A 16,872-nucleotide genomic window follows, 5' to 3' on the forward strand; every position below is an offset into this window, starting at 1 on the left:
GATCTGCCGTTACGGTCGAGCCGTCAGGCGATCTCGATCGGTTTTTTTGTGTCGTAAACGGACCCGTCATCGTCATACCAGGTGAAAACGAATTCCCCGGCTTCAGGCACGGTTGCATCGAACTGAAAATACGGGTTTGTCGAAATCGCCGGCTCCATCGTCACGTCTATCACCAGTTCTCCGTTAAACTCGCAGGTGAACCGATTGATGATCGAACGCGGTATGACGTTGCCTTCCTTATCCTTACGCTGGCCACTTTCCATATTGTGGCTGATCAGCGTTTTGATCGTGATTGCTTCGCCAGCAGCGGCTGTTTTTGGAACCTTGACGCGGGGTTTTACACCGGATGCCATTGGTTGTTCTCCTGTTCTTCAGGGCGCGTGGCAATCAGCCGCCGCAGCCGCCAATTGTCACTTTTACGGTTGCCGAGGCCTTGGCAAAGCTACCATCAGCCATTTTGGCCACAGCAATGACATCTTGCGTTCCTGCAAGACGAATGCGGGTCGAAGCCGCCTGCGCAGCAGCCAGCGGGCCAAAGTTGAACGTGGCCACGCCGGGCTCGGGGTTTCCAGCCGCTACGATCAGAATTGCTGCCGCACCCGGCGCGCTGACTTCGATCGGAACGGTATTTCCGTTCTCGGCAATTTCCGGCGCCGTCAGCGTCACACCGCCGTCGGCCATGTCTGCACCGCCAGTAAACGCGGCTATCGCGTCTTCCGCAGCCGCATTTGCGCGGAACGGCATCAGGGTCAGGACCGCAGCGCCCAGACCAAGAGCCAGAGTCTCGCGACGAGAAAATTCCATTTTCAATCTCCTTTGGATCCTCACGAATTCACGCCTGAAAGCGTGATTATTGTTCTTTAAGGGTTGCGAGGAACGCGACGACGTCCTCAATTTCCTGTGCAGTCAGGATTGACGTCAAAGGCCCTGATGGGGCTTTGCCCGTATAGGCGTCGCCCGGGCGGATATAGCCGTCATCCTTGTAGAAAGCCGGCATGACCGTTCCGTCAAACGTCATCTTGGCATTTGCGACCAGTCCTCGAAGCTCCGCCTCGGACCACCGATCCCCGGCCCCATCCAACAGCGGACCGACTTCGCCATGGAACGGAATATCCGCCAAAGCCGTGACCTGATGACAGGCCACACAGTTGCCCTTGGATTTCTCGCCCACGATGACCGCACCGTTTGCCGCATCGCCGGCGACGCCGGTCAATGAAGCCTCGATCGCACCATAATCGTCGAACCGTACGTCTTTTGGCCCTGTTTCTGCCGCGATGGCGGCACTGCCTGTTATGATACAAGCCAAAGTCAAGTGTCTCAGCTTCATGATCCCTCCCATTTGCTACCGCGCCGATGGCGCTTTGCGACCCAAAGCCTCTGTGTACCGTAGTCGACGGGCAGGGTTCATCGCAACATTAAATTCATCTTAATGAATTTTTTTATTTATATTGCAACACGTCAATCTTGCGAAACATTGTTTCTCTCTTGAATGCGGCGCGCGTGATACCGTTGAAAATCTTCCCCGTTATCAAGCTCGTACCGTTTTTCATTGACCCAGGTAAAAAGATCGAGGGTCGTTCCCTTCGAGAACGCCCCGGGCATGACCGCAACGGCCGCTTCGATTGCTGTGGCATCCTCTGACACGTCCTCCGGTAAGAAAACCAATGTAGGGGTGAACAGAATCCCCCATTTGCGCATCAGTGATCTTTGCTCGGCTTCTTCTCCGTCAAAATCGATGGCCAAGGTGCTTCCGTGTAGGTCCAACTGAACGACAAAGAAGTTCTCCTCGATATACGCAGACAGGTCGGGTTGCGGGAAAACCTCTTCATGCATCTTTTTGCAGTAGATGCAGCCCTGTTGTTCAATGAACAGAACCAGCCGCTTGCCTTCCCCCCTCGCTTCTTCAAGGTCTTCACGAAGGTCTTTGAACGTGTCTCGCATCCACGGCGTTTTATGCAGACCGTCATCCCCCAGTTCAGCTGCGTAAACCGCCCCAGCAAACAGCCCTGCAATCAAGAACAATACTATCCGTTTCATGGTGTTCTCCCGAATTAGCCAATGGCCGCCAGCCAAGGCATGTGATCCAGCATCCATTGTGCGATTAGATTTATGGAATTGGTCGCGATCAGGATGCCAAAAAGAATCAGCAAGACACCCATCGCCTTTTCAATCATTCCCAGATGTTTCCGGAAACGTGCCATCCATTGCATGAAGGGCCGAACCAGAAAGGCTGCCAGAACAAACGGCGCTGTCATGCCAACCCCATAGACGAACAAAAGCACGGCACCGCGCCAGGCGGTCTCGGTTCCAGCCGCCGTGAACAGGATCGCCGCCAAAACCGGCCCGACGCAAGGCGTCCAGCCAAAGGCAAAAGCCAGCCCCAGAACATATGCCCCGATCACGCTTACATTTCTCGTCTCACCGATGTCTGCGCGAAACTGCCGATACAGGAAGCCGATACGGAAAAGACCCAGAAAATGCAGGCCCATCGCGATGATGATGAGCGCAGCGATCCATCGCAGAATGTCGAAATACGCACGAACCAGCTGACCGAAGATCGACGCCGTGGCCCCAAGCGCCATGAAGACCGTGATGATCCCGGCGGCAAAAGCTATCGCTGACAGGGTCGCCCGGCGGCGAACATCCGGGGTGATCGTCGAACCGGCCGAAATCTGCTCCATCCCTACGCCCGCCAGATAGCTGAGGTAGAACGGGACAATGGGCAGAATGCAGGGGGACAGGAAAGACAAAAGCCCCGCGATCAGAGCCCCTGCAACCGTGATGTCGAGCATGGTCAAATCCGTCCTGACAGGTTACTATTCACACATTCAAAATAGTAAAGATGTGTCACCCAGGTCAATCGGAGCTTTTGATGCGCCACGTGTTGCAGACATTATTCGTAGTCACACTGCTGGCCTGGCCTGCTGCGTCGCGGGCCGAAATGGTATTGCTGATGGCCGAAGAAGACGGGTGCATGTGGTGCGCCCGCTGGGACGCCGAAATATCCGGGATCTACCCGCTGACAGCCGAAGGTAAAGCTGCCCCATTGCAACGAACGGATATCCACGCAACCACGCCCGAAGGGATTACCCTGGATCGGCCCCTTTTCTATACGCCGACCTTTGTATTGCTGGAGGACGGTCAAGAAATCGGCCGGATCGAAGGTTATCCTGGCGAAGACTTTTTCTGGGGGCTATTGGGTGTTTTACTACGCGACGCCGGAGTTAAGATCGAGAGCTCTGGTTAAATCCTCGGGATTTACATATACTGTTTTGAATACGTGAAGCCACGAAAGCGAGATGATCTTGTTGGACAAACCGTCGAAACTGCCCGTGTTCACCAAGGACATGTGCAACGAGGACTTGGACAGGATGATGGATAACGCCCAGACGGCGTCCAATTTCCTCAAGGCGATCAGCCATGAGGGGCGGCTGATGATTCTGTGCTATTTGTCATCTGGAGAAAAATCCGTCACGCAGATGGAGGAAATGCTGTCGGCCAGGCAGGCTGCCGTTTCCCAACAATTGTCCCGCTTGCGCTTTGAAGGGCTGGTCAAGACACGGCGCGAAGGCAAAACGATCTATTACAGATTGGCGGACGACCGGTCGACTCAGATCCTGGAAGTCGTCTACAATCTTTTCTGTCGGGACAAGTAGAAGCCCGAAAGAAACACCGCCAGCTTTGGGAGGAGACTGGCCATGTTCGAACTTCTGGGAGACGCCAATACAGTTGCGCTGATCGGTCTGATCGGCGGCATTGTACTTGGTCTTGCTGCGCGCATCGGGCGGTTCTGCACCTTGGGTGCAATAGAAGATTATCTTTATGCAAATGACGACCGGCGCCTGCGTATGTGGGCCGTTGCGATTGGTGTTGCGATTGTCGGCAGCCATTTGGGAATGGCGTTGGGTGGGATTGACCCGCTCGGCACGACCTATATTGCGCAGACATGGAATCCGATCGGATCGGTTATTGGCGGATTGATGTTCGGATATGGCATGGCCATCAGCGGAAACTGCGGCTATGGCGCGCTTGCACGCCTTGGCGGCGGCGATCTTCGGTCATTCGTTATTGTCCTGATCGTGGGCCTTTCCGCATATGTGGTCATGTCCGGTCCTCTGGCCTATGTCAGGATCTGGCTTTTTCCCGAAGCCATGGATCTCGGTAACCCACAAAGCGTCAGCTACCTAGCCGAACGGCTGACGTCGATACCGGCATGGGTTACAGGAACGCTTGTCGGCTCTGCCATAGTAGTGTTTGCCCTGACAAATGACCGTTTTCGTAAATCACCTGCGCAGGTTTTTTGGGGTGCGGCGGTCGGATTGGCAGTCGTTTCAGGCTGGCTTGGCACCAATTGGGTAGCCACACACGGGTTTGACGGTGAGACCTTGCAAACACACACGTTTGCCGCGCCTTTGGGTGATACCGTGTTCTATCTCATGACCGCCTCAGGCAACACGCTCTCGTTTGCGGTCGGTTCGGTTTCAGGGGTTCTGATTGGGGCTTTCCTCGGATCATGGTCAAAAGGTCATTTCCGCTGGGAAGCCTGCGAAGATCCACGTGAGCTTAAGCGGCAGATGCTGGGAGCGGCAATAATGGGACCCGGAGCAATAATTGCGGTTGGATGCAGCGTCGGGCAAGGCATCTCCGCTTTTTCTCTGCTGGCCTATAGCGCGCCTATAACCTTTGCGGCGATCTTTGCCGGAGCAGCTCTTGGCCTGCGACAGCTTGTGTCAGGATTGTCTTTCATTCCCGAGCGTTAAGCCCCACCACACGCTACGGTTTTTTCGTACAGTCCCTGCGCAGGTTTTCGGCGCATGCTTCAAGCACCGAAAACCTGCAGCAGACCTTTCTCTCAGCCATTGGCCATGATGGAATCCAGTGTGTCGTGTTCCGCTACAAAATGGTCTGGTGCGACTTCCTGCAGCTTTGGAACATAATCACTGTGACCGTTAACCAGTCGGCTGGGCAAAAAACGCAACGCGGCTTTGGGATCCAACGGCGATGGCAGCTCACCCGGCAGTTTGAGGCGCTGCCGCGTCCGCTCTACATCCGGGTCTGGTATCGGCACGGCCGAGATCAGTGATTTGGTATAGGGATGGATCGGTTCCGAGCAGATCACCTCACCATCACCCATTTCCACAATTCGCCCGAGATACAGAACCATGATCCGGTTCGATACCGCGCGCACCACGGACAAGTCATGGCTGATGAAAATCATCGACAGGCCAAATTCCTGCTGAAGTTCCTTTAGCAGCTCGACAATCTGCGCCTGAATGGAAACGTCGAGCGCTGAAACCGCCTCGTCGCAGATAATCAGCCTGGGCTTGTTGATCATCGCCCGCGCAATGCCGACGCGCTGGTTCTGCCCTCCGGACAGCTCGTGCGGGTAACGGTTGATCATGTTGGCCTGCAGACCAACCCGTTCCATCATCGCGGCGACCATCTGCTTGCGTTCCCGGTCCGTCAGATCGGGGCGGTAGGTTTTCAGCGGCTCAGCAATCGACGCTGAAATCGTCATGCGTGGATCAAGACTGGCCAACGGGTCTTGGAACACGATCTGCAGGTCCTTGCGGTACTTGTTCAGCTCGGATCGCTTCAAGCCGACGATCGGATGGCCTAACCAGCTGACACCCCCCGCGCTGGGTTCGATCAGTTGCAAAACCGCGCGCGCCAGTGTCGATTTTCCGCAACCGGATTCGCCCACGACACCCAGAGTTTCGCCCTTGCGAATATCAAAGCTGACACCATCGACAGCTTTCAGCGGAACCTTGCGCCCGAACAACCCGCCAGAGACATGAATGGGGAAATGAACTTTGACGTCATCGACCTTGAGAAGGGGTTCTTCGGCCTTTTCCAAAGCACGCGGCGCGTCGCCGGCATCAATCCGGGGCATCGCCTCCAGCAAGGCCCGCGTGTATTCGTGTTGCGGATTTCGGAACAGCGCGCGTGTTTCGCCGGCTTCGACGAATTGACCCATGCGCATGACCTGAACCCGGTCGCACATGCGCGCAACAACGCCCATGTCATGCGTGATCAGTGCAATCGCGGTTCCCTCATCCTTTTGCAGGTGAACCATCAGATCGAGGATGTCTGCCTGAACAGTGACATCCAGCGCCGTCGTCGGCTCGTCCGCAATAAGCAGTTTGGGACTGCACAGCATCGACATCGCAATCATAACACGCTGTCGCATTCCGCCGGATAATTCGTGCGGGTACTGGTCCAGACGGCGGCCCGCTTCGGGAATGCGCACCCTGTCCAACCACTCCAGACAGCGTGCGCGCGCGGCTGACCCCTTCAGGCCCTCGTGGACCTGCAGCACTTCGCGCATCTGCTGCCCAATCTTCAGATGTGGCGTCAAAGCGGTCAGAGGATCCTGAAAGATCATGCCGACATCATCGCCGCGGATCTTGTTCAGCTTGTTCACCGGCAGGTTCAAAATCTCCTGACCGTTCAGCTTGGCTGACCCGCTGGCATGTCCGGCAGGGGGCAGCAAACCCATTGCGGCCATGAAGGTCTGACTTTTGCCGGATCCACTTTCACCGACGATGCCAAGGCATTCGCCCGGATTGATATCAAAACTGATGTCTTTGACCGCCTCGACGACACCATCGGGGGTGTCAAACCGGACGCTCAGGTTCTTTACGGAAAACAGACTCATATCAGCGGTCCTTCGGGTCCAAAGCGTCACGCAGACCATCGCCGATGAAGAACATCGTGATGATAATGGCGACATAGAATGTCAGTGGGAACATCAATTGCCACAGCGTTCCATAGCCCATGGTTCCCGCCCCTTCTGCGATCAGCCTTCCCAGCGACGTGTAAGGTTCGGAGATCCCCAGTCCCAGGAATGAGATGAAGCTTTCGGTCAGGATCATCTCGGGCACCAGAAGCGACGCATAGACGATCACGACACCCAGCAGATTGGGCAAAATATGGCGATACATGATCGTGAATTCACTGACGCCTGCGGCGCGAGCAGCCTCGATGAATTCGCGGTTCTTCAGGGCAAGCGTCTGCCCGCGCACAATGCGTGACATGGTCAGCCATCCAACCGCGCCCAGTGCGATGAAAAGCGTGAAGAAGGATCGCCCGGCAACAACCAGCAGAAGGATGATGATCAGAGTTGTCGGGATAGCCAGAAGGATGTCGACGAAACGCATCATCGCACCATCCGTCCGCCCCCCAAAGTACCCGGCAGTAATGCCATAACACGTTCCAACGATCAGAGCGGTCGCCGCCCCGATCAACCCAACAAGCAAGGACGTCGTGGTTGCCTGAATGACGCGGCTGTACAAATCGCGCCCAAGATCATCGACACCGAAATAGTGACCCGTTTCCATCGACGGCATTCCCATACCCCGGACATCGCCCATGACATTCCAGTCGATCTCTTCATTGCTCCAGACGGCAAAATACGGGCCTATGATCGTGAACAACACGATAAGCAGCAGAATGAACACACTGGCCATTGCCGCTTTGTTTCGTACAAAGCGCATACGCGCATCCTGCCAGAGAGAACGTCCCTGAACGGCTGTATAATCGGTGATTTCTTCGGCCAGATGCGCGGCTTTTTGTGATTTTCCTAGCATATCCAGCCCCTCAATAGCGGATCTTCGGATCGAACCAGGCATAGGCCAGATCGGTCAGCAGGTTTACCAGAACGGTCAGAACGCCATAGAGGATCGTTACCCCAAGCAGCACGGCATAGTCGCGTGACAAGGCCGAGCCGACATATGCCTGCCCCAGACCACCGGTCGAGAAATAGATGTCAACAAAGACGGACCCGGTCAGCACATAGACAAACACCGGCCCCAGATAAGATACGACCGGCAGCAATGTCGGCTTCATCGCATGGCGCCAGATCACGGTTCTAGTCGGCAGGCCCTTGGCACGGGCGGTTCTGATGAAGTTCGAATTCAGAACCTCCAGCATTGAAGACCGGGTGATCCGCGCAATCGACCCCATGTAAGATGTCGCAAGGGCGATAACCGGCATGATCAGATAGGGCCACTGACCACCATTCCACCCGCCGCCGGGCAACCATCCCAGCCACAGGGTGAAGGTCAGGATCAGGATCGGACCCATGATGAAGTTGGGCAGCGCCTGCGCTGCAATCCCCAGCCCAACCGCAAAGTAGTCGATCCAGCTGTTGTGCCGGATTGCGGCGGCAATCCCCAGTCCGATGCCCACCACTGTGGCGACCAGAAAGGACAAAGACCCATAGGTCAGTGAGATCGGAAAGCCCTGCGCGATGATGTCGTTCACATCGCGGTCCTTGAACTTGAAGGACGGGCCAAAGTCGAAATGCACAACGATATTGTACAGATAGTCCCAGAGTTGCTTCCACAACGGCTGGTCCAAACCGTACCGCGCCTCGATATTGGCCAGAACTTGCGGCGGCAATGTCCGTTCCGAGGTAAAGGGCCCACCGGGCGCATAGTGCATCAAAAAGAAACAGGCGACGATCAGCAGCAGGATCGTCGGTATGGCGGTCAGCACCCGCCGAATGACATAGGCAAGCATTCAATGCCCCCAATAGATGGCGCTGCCCCGAAGAAAACTTCGGGGCAGGTCATGGTCAGAAGATGATTACTCGGCGATTTTGTAGAGGTTCTTGGAGTACCAGTTTTGCTCTACGTTTTTGACCGGCCAGTTTCCGACATCGCTGTCCATCATGTAGACACCGGCATAGTGGTAGATCGGAATAACGGGGGTTTCCTGAGCGATAATACGCTCGACCTCGGTGTACAGCGGTGCCGGATCGTCCGAAGTTTTGGCTTCGGCCAGCAACTCGTCCACGCGGGCATTGTTATACTTGCCGTCGTTGTAGCCCGAATCCGACTGCAACAGGTCAAGGAAGGTCGAGGCTTCGTTATAGTCGCCGCACCACGCGCCGCGGGCCAGATCAAAGTTCTGGTTGCCCCGCTCTTCCAGAAAGACTTTCCATTCCATGTTGGCCAGTTCAACATTGGCGCCCAGTTTTTGCTTCCACATCTGGCTCAGCGCGACGGCAACTTTCTTGTGGGCTTCCGAAGTGTTGTAGACCATCGAGAAGGTCAAAGGATTATCCGCGCCAAAGCCGGCCTCGGCCAGCAGTTCCTTGGCCAGCTCGTCGCGCTCTGCCTGGCTCATCGATGCCATTTCCACGACCGGAACCGTAAAGCCTGCGGTTGCTTCTGGAACGAATGTATATGCGGGCGGCTCGCCACCGGCCTTGATGTTCTTGGTGATGATGTCCCGGTCAACGGCTAGCGACAGGGCCTGGCGAACTTTGGGATCCTTGAATTCTTCAGGGCCGCTGTCAGACACGTTAAACGTGTAGTAGTAGTTGCACAGGCGCGGGAAGCTGATGGCCTCATCAGGATGCTCTTCCTGCAGACGCGGGAATTGACCGGCGGGAACTTCGGTCCGGTCCAGTTCACCGGCCAGATAGCGGGTCAGGGCTACGTTTTCGTCATTGATGACCAGTGCCACAACCTTGTCGATGATGGTGTTGTCATTGTCCCAGTACATCTCGTTGCGCTCACGTACCGAACGTTCCTGCGGCAGGTGCTCGGTCAGAACATACGCGCCATTCGACACGATGTTTCCGGGCTTGGTCCATTCATCGCCAAATTCCGCGATCACCTTCTGAGGTGCCGGGAAGGTCGTCGAATGCGTTGTCATCTGCGGGAAATACGGCAGCGGCGCGCTCAGCGTGACTTCCAGGGTCGTGTCATCGATGGCTTTGACACCCAGATCATCAACCGGCTTTTCGCCTGCGATGATCGCTGATGCGTTTTCGATCGACATCAGCTCCATGAACCACGCGTAAGGAGAGGACAGCGCCGGATCAACCGCGCGTTTCCATGCGAAAACGAAATCTCCGGCGGTTACCGGGTCGCCATTCGACCATTTAGCATTGTCGCGAAGTGTGAAGGTATAGACTTTCTTGCTGTCATCGACGGTGTAGCCTGTGGCGACGCCCGGAACCAGATTGCCATCCTCATCCTGGTTCATCAGCCCTTCAAACAGGTCACGTACAATTTCAGCACCGGAAACGTCTTCGACAACCTGCGGATCGACCGAGCTGTGCTCATCCAGAATGCGGTAGGTAAAGGTTTGGTCGTCTGCCAGCGCTTCGCCGGTTTCAGGATGCGTGCCTGCAGCAAATGCAGCACCAGTGATCATGGTCGAAGATAAAAGCCCCGCCACTGAGTTTCGAATGAATCTGTTCATGTTTTCTCTCCCATATGTTCGTCGCCGCGCGGCCCCACTTGATCGGGAACGCACACAGCAGCCGGATTAGACCGACGCCCGCTGAGACTTCGTTCATTTCGATTTTGATTTTGCCAAGTCGCAAAGAACACTGCGTCGCAGCTTTCTTGGTTTCTATCGGTAAAGAAGTTGCGAAAGTTGTCTTTCACTGCCGCGAAGCGTGACATCTTTTGGCTTGGGGATAAAGCCTTGATGAATTTTCAAGCAACCATAAGCAGAAATATCTCCAACGACTTGGTGCCGGCAATTATCTAAGGATTGGACCAGTCTTCGTGACATTTTTGTGAAGCCACGCGGATTCCGAACCATCCTCCATGCCCGATTGGCGACTCATTCCGGTCTCAGACAAGCCAAAACGGCGCGAATCAGCGGCGCCGTTTTAACGATCCTGCGATCCGTTAACCGTCACGTGTGGTTTAGAATATCACCGGTCAGATCGTTGAGCCTTGCCAGCCCCTCTCGCAAGTGGTCTTCCGGCAGGGCGGAGCTGAACCGAAAGTGGTTTTCGACCCCGAACCGTGAGCCGGGAATGACCAGCACATCTTTCTCGCGCAACAGACGCAAACCCAGTTCTTCCGATGCGATGGGAAGGTTGAACCGGACAAAAGACATGGCTGAGGCCTGAGGCGGTACAACAGAAAACACACCTTGGTGTCGCGCCAATTCCTGTGTCAGCACATCGAACCCGGTGCGTATCAGACGCCGCGCACGGGCTTTCAGCTTGGACCGTGCCGGTTCGGCAAGTGCCTTATCCGCCAGTTCCATTGACAGCATCGACGCCGCGATCGACGCGTATTCATGCCGCCGCCAGCATTCTTGAATGATGTCTTCTGGACCAACCAGCCAACCCAGCCGTAAGCCCGGCGAGCCATAGGCCTTTGACATGGAGTTCACCACCAGCACCCGATCTGTGCTGCCCCAGAATGACGGTGTTTCAATGTCCCCTTCCCGCTCGGTCCCGGCATAGACCTCATCGACGACGATCCAGGCACCAACACGATTGGCGGCCGCTATGATGTGCGCTCGATCGATGTCGCTCAACACCCGGCCCGTCGGGTTGTTGGGATTGACCACATGAATGATACGCGTCTTGTCATCGACAGCACGGTCCAGCGCTTCGGCATCGATGCCCCAACCGTTGGCCTCAACCAGATTGACCCAACGCACCTCGTTCCCACGATTGACGGCATTTCCCGAAATCTGCTCGTATGTCGGGCGAAAACACACAACGTTTTCCCCGGCCCCCAGTACGGTATTGGCTACCAGCGTATTGGCTTCCGTTGCTCCGACCGTAACCATGACTCCATCGGACGACGCGCCCGGATAAAACCCGGCAATGGTTTCGCGCAAGGATTGCTTTCCGTTGACTTGCGGATAGTCGATCATGGTCGCCAGTAGTTGATCCAGATCGATTTCGGCCAGATCCACCAACCCCTTCAACGACATGGGGTGCACGCCACTTTCCGAAAAATTGTAAACCACGCCATGTTCCATGTCAGACAAGAATTGTTCGACCTTAAAGGGAAGAAAATTCTCGGATACCATGATGCGTCCTTTACGTGGGCCGGGCTGGTCAATACCGGCGTACCGGCTTCGGTTGGGTACTCGTATCTGTTTCCCCGGTCAATTGAACGAGGAGATCCCACTGGTTACACAGCGAAGACAGTTATTCCGCAGCGTCCACGCGAACCGTCCTGATGCCCGGATCAATACGGCTGTAGGCAGCCAACAGTCGCGCCGACCACTTTTGCGAAATATAATCGGCCATGAATCGTGACGGCGCGACAAGAACAACACGCCCCCCTGCCCTTTCAGCTTCGGACAGATGTTGAAACCAGCTTGCCCACAGCTCCGGGTCGTGCCCGTGAAGAATCGCCTGAACCTGGGACCAGACATCCCCTTCGGTACTTTCCGGGGCATTTGGTTTGTTCGCGAAAGGTATGACATTCGTTTCGGGTTCTGGCACGTCAGACATCCGGGCTTGAAAGTCCGATCCTATAACAGGCCAGACCTCTTCGGTGTCAATCAGGATTTGCTTCAGATCGATCTCGTAAACGGCAACACGACCCCGCGCAGCAGGCCGTTTTACTGTTACCCAACCTAATGTGCGAAATCTGGCCATTTCGCGCTTTACGGTTCTTTCGTTTACTGTCCACAGGCGCGCAATTTCTTCCCGCCCAATGGATAATTCGTTGTTGCGCCAGTTATAGCGGGTCGTAATCAACGCAATGATACGCAGAATGCTTCGTTGCCGGTGCTTGTCGCCTGACAGCGCATGAACGGTCAGTGCAGACAGTATATCATATTTCAAAGCCGGCGCATTTCGCCCGACCGGTTTCGCAAGCTGCATACCCGTTCTCACCGCTCTGTCTGCCTCTGGCGGGTGTATCCCACCGATCCTGCGCCGTTTGCCAACGCTTTTCGTCATCTTGAGATAATTAGCGTCCAAAGCTTCGATTCTGTCAAGCAAAGACTGGAACGTCGTGCGATCTTGCGCAGATCAAACCCAAATAAGGAAAAGAAATTTGGTGAAGTAATGGTGATGGGGGACATTCTGAATGACCCCTTATTGGATCGTTGTGTCCCCCTATATATGGTTATTTGCCTCGATCCGTCCCCCTAAATACTCGCCTGATAAGGCTGTCCTAAACTTTTTGCACCGACTGGGCCCGACGAATCGCTAAGGGTGTTTTCAGGCCTTGTTTTCTTACCCATGGGTAAGATCGTAGTCTCATCATAATTTGTTTTGCTAAAAGCGCAAATCAAGCGTAAAAAAGAAACGAGCAGAAATTTACGTTCCAAAATACGAGACCCGAGGCATGTACACGCACGAAGACCTGAACGCACTGCGCAATCAGTCCCTCAAATTGCAGGGGTGGATTCGCCAGCAGACCTTTAGCCCTGAGATGGAGAAAACGCTCCGCCGGTTTTCAAGCTGGGAAGTGTCCGAACTGATCTTCCGAGTTAACCAGTCGACCTTTCGCGGAAAGCTTGCAGCCGACCCATCCCTGCCCGGCGGCGAGGTTGAGCCCGACGGGCGTCAGCGCTGGTTCAGCCTAGAGGAGGTGAATGAGCTGCGGCGACGGCTCAAAATTAATCGCAAGTCCCTGATGCCCCCTCGCCCAGAAAGCAAGCGTGCTATTCGAGCGGCTGTCGCAAACTTCAAGGGTGGCGCGGGAAAGTCGACCGTGGCCCTGCATCTTGCCCATGCGGCTGCCCTGGATGGATACAGGGTCCTCGTGGTGGATTTCGACCCTCAGGCAACACTAAGCCATTCGATGGGCCTGACAGACGTGACCGAGGACTATACGGTTTGGGGGATAATGGCGCGCGATCTCATTCGTGAGACAGAGCGCATGAACAACCGCCCCGCTGCTGCGGAATCAGGAACCGCCCTGCCCCGTCGGGAATTGCCGCCCGCGATAACGGACATGGGCTTAGGTGACCTGCGAATTGGTGATTTCATCAAGAAGACCTCGTGGTCGACGATCGATGCGATACCTTCCTGTGCGAACGCAGCCTTTGTTGAATTTGCGTCGGCCCAGTACAGGCACCTGAATCCCGAATGGTCCTTCTTTGCGGCTGTGTCCCGGTATCTAGATCAGATTCCGGATGACGCCTATGACCTCATCCTGTTCGATTGCCCGCCCGCAATCGGATACCAGTCCATGAACGCGGTCTTTGCCGCTGACATGCTTTATATCCCTTCTGGGCCCGGATATTGGGAATATGACTCGACCACGTCGTTCATCGGCCAGTTGGCCGAAGCGTTGGAAGATCTGGCCTATGGGTTCGACAAAACCTTACCCACGGGTAAGATTGGGTTGCCCAAAACCTTCTGTGAGTTGCGGTTCCTGTTGACGCGGTATGAACCGGGCAATGCGCTGCATCTGGCGATGTTTGATGCCTTTAAGAAGGTATTTGGCGAGCATGTCGCCCAGCACCCGGTGGAAATGACCCGTGCGGTGGAGCAGTCGGGACGATTCCTGAGTTCGGTTTACGAAATGGATTACCGTGAGATGACCCGCGAAACCTGGCGGCGCGCCCGCTCGACTTTCGACAATGTGTATGAGGAATTCCGGGGCGTAATGTTATCGGCCTGGGACAAGGTGGAGGATGACGCATGAGCCGCAAGCGAAGAATGTTCGATATCGACATACCGGCTATGGATGACATTCCTGTTGGAAAGGTGCCGGATAAGGTTTTTGAAAAACGGCGCGGTCCAATGGCCGCAGCAATTTCGGAAAATGCCGACGCTTTGCGTGATCAGCAATCGACGGAACAATCCATCCGCGCAGAAAACGATCGTCTTGCCCATGAACTGGTGCGGCTGAGAGCTGAAGGTCTGGTGACAGAACGGGTGCTGCTTAAAGACGTTGTCACGGAAAAACTGACACGAGACCGCAAACCGGGTCCTGATCCGGAACTGGATGAACTCAAGGATTCGATCCGGGACATCGGTTTGTCCAACCCGATCCGCCTAGAGCGCAGGTCAGACGGGCTGTATGAATTGATCCAGGGTATGCGCCGCTTGTCCGCCTATCGTGCCTTGTACGATGAGACCGGTGACGAGACCTATGCCAGAATTCCAGCGGGGATATCTGATGCGGGTGATCTGGACAACAGTTACCGGCGTATGGTCGACGAGAACCTGATCCGAAAGGATATCTCATTTGCGGAAATGGGCGCCCTTGCCCGGGCATATTCCGAGGACCCAGCAAATGACTGTCCGGATGTCGACAAAGCGGTCTCCACGCTGTTTAAGTCTGCCAGCTATACAAAGCGTAGCTATATCCGGTCTTTCGCCAGTTTGCTGCTGATGCTGGACAAAGTTCTGATCCACCCGAACGACATTCCACGAAACGTGGGCGTTGAGCTGAAGCGAAAATTTGACGCCACGCCAGGTCTGGTTCGGCAGGTAAGCGAGACACTGAAGAGCGAGCCTGATCGGGATGGCGCGCGTGAGGTTGCAATTCTCAGGTCATTCTTGGGTGAGCCGGAAACCACGTCTTCAAGAAAGTCGGATGCAGTCAGCACAGGTAAACCGCGCCGTGCAAAAACGACATTTCAAGTTTCGGGCAGGGCAGGGATCGCGAAATGCGCTGCCTCTAGTGGGAGGATCGAGGTGCGGTATGATCTGGATTTTACCCGCGTTGATCGCAGTAAGCTGGAAGCAGCAATTGCCGCTCTGATCGATGCGCTTCCCGAAGAAGATGATCTTACCCATGGGTAAGATCCAGTGGTGTGTTGCGGATTTTTGCCTGGTTTGAGAAATGTCCAGGAACCAGCGTTTGGTTCCTGCGCACAGTTCTTTGGAGTGTTTCAGCTTGGTTCGCTCTGAAAGTCGGTCATGTCTCCAAGGATGCAGTATTCTACGCTGCGTGTCGCTATCTGCGTTGCGCAAGTTGCATCGGGATTTGAAAGAGATCATAGCCGAATACCTCGTGCAGAAGGACCACGCATCTTTCAATATGCGTGTTGTGAAATACCCACTTATTATCGCAGCAAGAGCAGAAACGAAGAAGCGCGTTCACTAAGTTCCTGGCGCGTGTACGAACATATGTTTTTGGAAAATGGATGTATCTCGATCGGAGACCACCCGGATTAGAAGACGCCTTGACTTTAGCAGTCTGAGCGCGGGAGGCGCTCAGCAGCAACCGGTTTCATTGCCAAGACACCTTCTTCAAACGAAGTTTTGGACAAGGTTGTGGGCAAGAGCAAAGCAAACGCGGCAGATAATGAGGCAGTGAACAAGACACTGAGACGGATTGGTTGCTTAGCCAAATTACAACGAACAAGTCCAAGTTTATGAACAACATGATCAAACAGGATCACCAATGTATCGAACGCCGCATCCGGTAAATCTTCAGGTACAAATCGTTCAGACCCACTTTGACGACTCTGAATGGGGCCGAGTTTGCGAACATATCCAGAAGCTGCAACTCTCTAGTCCAGCGTTGCACCAAACAGCACGACTTTCCCCGCGCTGACATAGAGCAGGTCGCGCTCATAAGCGCGCAGCGTATTGGCTGGCGTGCCGCGCACATAAAGATCGGTGAGCGCCTCCTGATCTTCTGCGGAGAGGGCAGGGGAGGGGCAGGGGAGGTAAGGCGCAAGGGGTTTCATGAGGCACATTCTGTGCGCATCTTCCGGCGAAATCAATCATACATGATAAGGGATACTTATCGGGTTAAATGAGGAATCTATGGTGCAGCAAAAGTAACAAGCAAAAACTGCAAATAATGCGTGTAAAGCGGGCAGGGGGTTTGTAAACCTTTTCTTTGACAGGCCTGCCACATTTACGCAACCTTCAAAAAAATGCAGCAGAACTCGACTAAAATGCCCAATTTCGACTTAGAATGAAGGACAATATAGCTGCAAGAGCAACAGCCAAAACGAGGGCGGGTTCAGCTGAAATCTTCCCGGTCGACTCTGCGGCGATCAGTATCCCGCCATTCAGCGCGTAACCTGTTATCGCGACTATGAAATACCGCAACAGTGAGATTAGGACTGAGGCAAACTTACCCGCAAAGGTGAAGAATAAATGCGCTGTGAAACCCTGTCCGTCTTCAGAGTTTTTCGGAATGCTGAGGCGATTTCGTAACGGAGGCTCTG

17 protein-coding genes are annotated in these 16,872 nt (G+C 54.8%); 5 read left to right on the top strand and 12 right to left on the bottom strand.

The window, feature by feature from the left end; translation table 11 throughout:
* Nucleotides 1–23 precede the first annotated feature (23 nt).
* The 5 genes from soxZ to I9182_RS07000 all read right to left on the bottom strand — a co-directional run bounded on the left by soxZ (nt 24) and on the right by I9182_RS07000 (nt 2,792).
* On the bottom strand, nt 24–353 hold the full coding sequence (soxZ, locus tag I9182_RS06980; RefSeq protein ID WP_209507503.1) for a thiosulfate oxidation carrier complex protein SoxZ: 330 nt from the start codon (nt 351–353) through the stop codon (nt 24–26).
* A gap of 34 nt (nt 354–387) precedes the next feature.
* Entirely contained in the window at nt 388–804 is a 417-nt protein-coding gene (soxY, locus tag I9182_RS06985; protein WP_209507502.1) for a thiosulfate oxidation carrier protein SoxY, read from the bottom strand.
* Nucleotides 805–850: 46 nt separating this feature from the next.
* Nucleotides 851–1,327, bottom strand: coding sequence for a sulfur oxidation c-type cytochrome SoxX (gene soxX / locus I9182_RS06990; RefSeq protein ID WP_209597523.1), 477 nt, complete (start codon nt 1,325–1,327; stop codon nt 851–853).
* Nucleotides 1,328–1,458: 131 nt separating this feature from the next.
* Nucleotides 1,459–2,037, bottom strand: a complete 579-nt coding sequence (locus tag I9182_RS06995) for a thioredoxin family protein (protein ID WP_209597525.1) — start codon at nt 2,035–2,037, stop codon at nt 1,459–1,461.
* Nucleotides 2,038–2,051: 14 nt separating this feature from the next.
* A complete protein-coding gene (locus I9182_RS07000) occupies nt 2,052–2,792 on the bottom strand; it encodes a cytochrome c biogenesis protein CcdA (protein ID WP_209597527.1) in 741 nt (246 codons plus the stop codon).
* 80 nt (nt 2,793–2,872) lie between these two features.
* On the opposite strand from I9182_RS07000, the gene I9182_RS07005 reads away from it, so the two are divergent.
* Genes I9182_RS07005 through I9182_RS07015 form a run of 3 tightly spaced genes read left to right on the top strand, consistent with a single transcriptional unit; the run spans nt 2,873 to nt 4,760 of the window.
* Nucleotides 2,873–3,247 (top strand): hypothetical protein, encoded by a 375-nt coding sequence (locus I9182_RS07005; protein ID WP_209507498.1) that lies wholly within the window; start codon nt 2,873–2,875, stop codon nt 3,245–3,247.
* Between the two features lie 52 nt (nt 3,248–3,299).
* Nucleotides 3,300–3,656: a metalloregulator ArsR/SmtB family transcription factor gene (locus tag I9182_RS07010; RefSeq protein ID WP_209507497.1), complete on the top strand. Its 357-nt coding sequence runs from the start codon at nt 3,300–3,302 to the stop codon at nt 3,654–3,656.
* Nucleotides 3,657–3,698: 42 nt separating this feature from the next.
* On the top strand, nt 3,699–4,760 hold the full coding sequence (locus tag I9182_RS07015; protein ID WP_209597529.1) for a YeeE/YedE family protein: 1,062 nt from the start codon (nt 3,699–3,701) through the stop codon (nt 4,758–4,760).
* Nucleotides 4,761–4,852: 92 nt separating this feature from the next.
* Here the strand turns inward: I9182_RS07015 and I9182_RS07020 are convergent, their stop codons facing one another.
* The 6 genes from I9182_RS07020 to I9182_RS07045 all read right to left on the bottom strand — a co-directional run bounded on the left by I9182_RS07020 (nt 4,853) and on the right by I9182_RS07045 (nt 12,607).
* The gene (locus I9182_RS07020) at nt 4,853–6,658 is read right to left on the bottom strand and encodes an ABC transporter ATP-binding protein (RefSeq protein ID WP_209597531.1); all 1,806 of its coding nucleotides are present in this window, start codon (nt 6,656–6,658) and stop codon (nt 4,853–4,855) included.
* 1 nt (nt 6,659) lies between these two features.
* The gene (locus I9182_RS07025) at nt 6,660–7,589 is read right to left on the bottom strand and encodes an ABC transporter permease subunit (protein ID WP_209507494.1); all 930 of its coding nucleotides are present in this window, start codon (nt 7,587–7,589) and stop codon (nt 6,660–6,662) included.
* A 10-nt stretch (nt 7,590–7,599) separates the two neighbouring features.
* Nucleotides 7,600–8,523, bottom strand: a complete 924-nt coding sequence (gene oppB / locus I9182_RS07030) for an oligopeptide ABC transporter permease OppB (RefSeq protein ID WP_209507493.1) — start codon at nt 8,521–8,523, stop codon at nt 7,600–7,602.
* 66 nt (nt 8,524–8,589) lie between these two features.
* Nucleotides 8,590–10,218, bottom strand: a complete 1,629-nt coding sequence (locus I9182_RS07035) for a peptide ABC transporter substrate-binding protein (RefSeq protein WP_209507492.1) — start codon at nt 10,216–10,218, stop codon at nt 8,590–8,592.
* 444 nt (nt 10,219–10,662) lie between these two features.
* Nucleotides 10,663–11,802, bottom strand: a complete 1,140-nt coding sequence (locus tag I9182_RS07040) for an aminotransferase class I/II-fold pyridoxal phosphate-dependent enzyme (protein ID WP_209597533.1) — start codon at nt 11,800–11,802, stop codon at nt 10,663–10,665.
* Between the two features lie 121 nt (nt 11,803–11,923).
* Entirely contained in the window at nt 11,924–12,607 is a 684-nt protein-coding gene (locus I9182_RS07045; protein WP_209597535.1) for a DnaA N-terminal domain-containing protein, read from the bottom strand.
* A gap of 469 nt (nt 12,608–13,076) precedes the next feature.
* Between I9182_RS07045 and I9182_RS07050 the strand changes: the two genes are divergently transcribed.
* Both I9182_RS07050 and I9182_RS07055 read left to right on the top strand, forming a co-directional pair.
* Nucleotides 13,077–14,384 (top strand): AAA family ATPase, encoded by a 1,308-nt coding sequence (locus tag I9182_RS07050; protein ID WP_209597538.1) that lies wholly within the window; start codon nt 13,077–13,079, stop codon nt 14,382–14,384.
* The gene (locus I9182_RS07055; RefSeq protein ID WP_209597540.1) at nt 14,381–15,490 is read left to right on the top strand and encodes a ParB N-terminal domain-containing protein; all 1,110 of its coding nucleotides are present in this window, start codon (nt 14,381–14,383) and stop codon (nt 15,488–15,490) included. The genes I9182_RS07050 and I9182_RS07055 overlap by 4 nt, the downstream gene beginning before the upstream one ends.
* 713 nt (nt 15,491–16,203) lie before the next feature.
* Here I9182_RS07055 and I9182_RS07060 read toward each other — a convergent pair.
* On the bottom strand, nt 16,204–16,383 hold the full coding sequence (locus I9182_RS07060; protein ID WP_245222518.1) for a hypothetical protein: 180 nt from the start codon (nt 16,381–16,383) through the stop codon (nt 16,204–16,206).
* Nucleotides 16,384–16,872 lie beyond the last annotated feature (489 nt).

The organism is Ruegeria sp. HKCCSP351, from assembly GCF_017872535.1.
Classification (GTDB): Bacteria; Pseudomonadota; Alphaproteobacteria; order Rhodobacterales; family Rhodobacteraceae; genus Ruegeria.

Excerpts from the sequence above, each read along its gene's own strand:
- I9182_RS07000 (WP_209597527.1), bottom strand. The coding sequence starts at position 2,792 with ATGCTCGACATCACGGTTGCAGGGGCTCTGATCGCGGGGCTTTTGTCT.
- I9182_RS07015 (WP_209597529.1), top strand. The coding sequence starts at position 3,699 with ATGTTCGAACTTCTGGGAGACGCCAATACAGTTGCGCTGATCGGTCTG.
- oppB (WP_209507493.1), bottom strand. The coding sequence starts at position 8,523 with ATGCTTGCCTATGTCATTCGGCGGGTGCTGACCGCCATACCGACGATC.
- soxZ (WP_209507503.1), bottom strand. The coding sequence starts at position 353 with ATGGCATCCGGTGTAAAACCCCGCGTCAAGGTTCCAAAAACAGCCGCT.
- I9182_RS07040 (WP_209597533.1), bottom strand. The coding sequence starts at position 11,802 with ATGGTATCCGAGAATTTTCTTCCCTTTAAGGTCGAACAATTCTTGTCT.
- I9182_RS07025 (WP_209507494.1), bottom strand. The coding sequence starts at position 7,589 with ATGCTAGGAAAATCACAAAAAGCCGCGCATCTGGCCGAAGAAATCACC.
- I9182_RS07055 (WP_209597540.1), top strand. The coding sequence starts at position 14,381 with ATGAGCCGCAAGCGAAGAATGTTCGATATCGACATACCGGCTATGGAT.
- I9182_RS07035 (WP_209507492.1), bottom strand. The coding sequence starts at position 10,218 with ATGAACAGATTCATTCGAAACTCAGTGGCGGGGCTTTTATCTTCGACC.
- soxX (WP_209597523.1), bottom strand. The coding sequence starts at position 1,327 with ATGAAGCTGAGACACTTGACTTTGGCTTGTATCATAACAGGCAGTGCC.
- I9182_RS07060 (WP_245222518.1), bottom strand. The coding sequence starts at position 16,383 with ATGAAACCCCTTGCGCCTTACCTCCCCTGCCCCTCCCCTGCCCTCTCC.
- I9182_RS07010 (WP_209507497.1), top strand. The coding sequence starts at position 3,300 with ATGATCTTGTTGGACAAACCGTCGAAACTGCCCGTGTTCACCAAGGAC.
- I9182_RS07050 (WP_209597538.1), top strand. The coding sequence starts at position 13,077 with ATGTACACGCACGAAGACCTGAACGCACTGCGCAATCAGTCCCTCAAA.
- I9182_RS07045 (WP_209597535.1), bottom strand. The coding sequence starts at position 12,607 with ATGCAGCTTGCGAAACCGGTCGGGCGAAATGCGCCGGCTTTGAAATAT.
- I9182_RS06995 (WP_209597525.1), bottom strand. The coding sequence starts at position 2,037 with ATGAAACGGATAGTATTGTTCTTGATTGCAGGGCTGTTTGCTGGGGCG.
- soxY (WP_209507502.1), bottom strand. The coding sequence starts at position 804 with ATGGAATTTTCTCGTCGCGAGACTCTGGCTCTTGGTCTGGGCGCTGCG.
- I9182_RS07005 (WP_209507498.1), top strand. The coding sequence starts at position 2,873 with ATGCGCCACGTGTTGCAGACATTATTCGTAGTCACACTGCTGGCCTGG.
- I9182_RS07020 (WP_209597531.1), bottom strand. The coding sequence starts at position 6,658 with ATGAGTCTGTTTTCCGTAAAGAACCTGAGCGTCCGGTTTGACACCCCC.